The sequence below is a fragment of the Peptoniphilus indolicus ATCC 29427 genome (assembly GCF_000227315.1).
Classification (GTDB): Bacteria; Bacillota; Clostridia; order Tissierellales; family Peptoniphilaceae; genus Peptoniphilus; species Peptoniphilus indolicus.
On the sequence record NZ_JH165066.1, the window covers coordinates 59,047 to 62,381 of the forward strand.

General features: G+C 33.7%; 1 protein-coding gene and 1 pseudogene. One reads left to right on the forward strand and one right to left on the reverse strand.

Annotation, left to right across the window (positions count from 1 at the left end; all coding sequences use genetic code 11):
• Positions 1 to 322 precede the first annotated feature (322 nt).
• Positions 323 to 2,674, forward strand: coding sequence for a bifunctional dihydroorotate dehydrogenase B NAD binding subunit/NADPH-dependent glutamate synthase (locus HMPREF9129_RS09240; RefSeq protein WP_004822881.1), 2,352 nt, complete (start codon positions 323 to 325; stop codon positions 2,672 to 2,674).
• Positions 2,675 to 2,856: 182 nt separating this feature from the next.
• Here HMPREF9129_RS09240 and HMPREF9129_RS10795 read toward each other — a convergent pair.
• Positions 2,857 to 3,129: pseudogene (locus HMPREF9129_RS10795) on the reverse strand (transposase); the annotation flags it as partial.
• Positions 3,130 to 3,335 lie beyond the last annotated feature (206 nt).

Below are 3,335 nucleotides of genomic sequence, written 5' to 3' on the forward strand. Positions count from 1 at the left end.
CATTTAAAGATGTTTAAAACTTTATGTATTCTTAATGCAAAACATAGAGCATATCCACTCCTATAAGATTTAACAACATAATATCTTGTATCTACAGTATGCAGCAAATATCTTTATTTTTTGTATAATTGTATTCATAGGAAGTATACTTTTCTTTAATTTTAGTTAATTTAATTATATAGGATATCTCTCTATTTTTATTTTATTTGGTCTCACATCTATTGTAATAGTATATATTTTTATAGGTTTTTAGCTATATTGATTGTTATTTAAAATTCTAAGAAGTATAATATAATAGTCTAATTTTTAAAAGAGGTGTTTTATGTATAAAATAATGCGAAAAGAGCTTTTAGCTCCTAACATTTACTTAATGGATGTATATGCTCCAAGAGTTGCCGCATCAGCTCAACCTGGACAGTTTATAATAGTCATCACAGATCAATACTCAGAAAGAATTCCACTAACAATATCTGATTACGATATGCAACGTGGAAGTGTTCAAATTGTAGTTCAAGCTTCAGGACCATCTACTCAAAAACTTTGTGCCCTTGAAGAAGGTGCTGTCCTAAAAGATTTCGTTGGACCATTAGGTGTTCCTTCAGAATTTTTAAAAGAAGATTTAGAAGAACTTAAATCTAAAAAATATCTTATGGTAGCTGGTGGTGTTGGTACTGCTCCAGTTTATCCTCAAGCAAAATGGCTACATGAGCATGGTGTTCCAGTTGATGTAATCATAGGTGCTAAGAATGAAGAATTTGTAATTCTTGAAAAAGAACTTGATTCTGTATGTGACAATCTATACATATGTACTGATGATGGTAGCTACGGATTCAAAGGTCTAGTAACAGATAAAATTGTAGACTTAATTGAAAATGAAAATAAAAAGTATGACCAATGTGTTTCTATCGGACCAATGATAATGATGAAATTCGTATGCCTTACAACTAAAAAATATGAACTTCCTACTATTGTTTCATTAAACCCTATTATGGTTGATGGTACAGGTATGTGCGGAGCTTGTAGAGTTGCTGTTGATGGAGTTATGAAATTCGCATGTGTTGAAGGCCCTGAATTTGACGGTCACTTAGTTGATTTCGACTCTGCTATTGCAAGACAAAGACAATTCGCAGATAACACTGAAAACTACCTAGACTTAAAGAAAAAAGACCACGACTGTAATATTGATATAGCTATTGCTAAACAACACAAAGAAATTCTTCACGATTTAGAGAAAAGCTTAAATGGTGAAGGCAATAAATCAATTGATGAAATTGCAAAAAATGAAAAATTTGATAGATTTACAAGAACTCCTATCTCAAATCAAGACCCTGAAATCAGAAGTAAAAACTTTGAAGAAGTTTGTCTTGGATATACAGAAGAAGAAGCTGTAATTGAAGCTAAGAGATGTTTAAACTGTAAAAAACCTCTATGCGTTGGCGGATGTCCTGTATCAATTGATATTCCAGGTTTTATAAAAGAAATTGCAAACCAAAACTTTGAACAATCAGCAAAAGTATTGTCACTTTATACAGCACTACCTGCAGTATGTGGTAGAGTTTGTCCACAAGAAACTCAATGCGAGCAAAGATGTATCCTTACAAATAAAGGTGATGCCGTTGCAATTGGAAAGCTTGAAAGATTTGCAGCTGACTACGCAAGAAATAACAACGTAACTCTTTCTGAAAAGCCAAGATCAAATGGACATAAAGTTGCAATAATTGGTTGTGGCCCTGCTGGTATCTCTTGTGCAGGAGAACTTGCTAAGATGGGATACGACGTAACTATATTCGAAGCCTTGCACCAAAGCGGTGGAGTTCTAGTATATGGCATTCCTGAATTTAGACTTCCTGATGAAATAGTAAAACACGAAGTTGAAAATTTAATCAAAATTGGCGTTAAAATTGAAAACGACATCGTCGTTGGAAGAACTGTGACAATCGATTCATTAATCGATGAAGAAGGTTTTGAGGCAATATTTATAGGCTCAGGAGCCGGACTTCCAAGATTTATGAATATTCCTGGTGAAAATTTAAATGGTGTTTATTCTGCAAATGAATTCTTGACTAGAAATAATCTTATGAGATCTTTTGAAAGTGAATATGATACTCCAGTTGTACTTGGTAAAAAAGTTGCCGTTATAGGTGGCGGTAATGTTGCAATGGATGCTGCAAGAGTTGCAAGAAGACTTGGTGCAGAAGTTGACATTGTATACAGAAGAACTGAAGAAGAACTCCCAGCAAGAGTTGAAGAAGTTCATCACGCAAAAGAAGAAGGAATAAACTTTAAAATGCTAACTGCTCCAGTTGAAATACTTGGAACAGAAAATGGTTGGGTTCGTGGCCTTGTAAATGTTCAAAATGAACTTGGTGAACCAGATGAATCAGGTAGAAGAAAACCTGTAACTATTAAAGGTTCAGAATACGAAACTGAATACCAAACAGTTATCATGGCACTTGGTACAAATCCAAATCCTCTAATAGCTTCTACTACAGATAACTTAGAAACTAGCAAATGGGGCGGAATTGTAGCTAACGAAGATGGTCAAACTTCAAGACCAGAAATTTTTGCCGGTGGAGACGCTGTAACTGGTTCGGCTACAGTTATCCTTGCAATGGGAGCTGGAAAAGATGCTGCAGCGGCAATTGATAAATATATAAGAAATAAAAATAACTAAAGGCTGATCTTACAAAATAGATAATTTTATTCTGCTCATCACTTTTGAGAATACTAAAAAATTTGTTTTAAAAACTATTCCTGATAGGATAACATTAAAAACTAGAGTAATCCCAAAAAGTTGTACCAGAGAGATGAATACAATACAATTTTTATAGATCCTATGTCAAACATTGGGGAGGCTCAATAATTCGAGCCTCTCATCTCATCAAACCAATTATTAAAAGCAGTAATACAAGAACTAAATTCCTTTAAACCGGACTCCTTAGCCCTTCTTATCCACTCACTCAAACATTTACTTGCCATCTTTTTATTAGGCTGAATAAGAACATATTGGTAGAACAACTCTTTTAATTGATAAGCTAACCTTAAATCCTCACTTAACCCAAGCATTAAAGAAACCTCACTAGCCTGCATAGAACTAAGCATAGAAGAAGGCTTTGTAACTAAACTCTTGCTTCTCTTAAAAACACCCTAAGCTTAGAAGAAACATCCCTTTGAATCCTCTTTCTAACATTCTCCAAAGCCCAAGAAACAATGATACCTATCAATAATATGAATCGAACTTCTAAAGAACCTATCCCTAACAGATTTAAAAATATTAGACATATCACTTACAAAAAACTTAACACTCATCCTCTCTATATTAGAAATCCTTTTAA

Bases quoted from the DNA above. Each gene is read 5' to 3' on its own strand.
- HMPREF9129_RS09240 (WP_004822881.1), top strand. From the start codon at position 323: ATGTATAAAATAATGCGAAAAGAGCTTTTAGCTCCTAACATTTACTTA.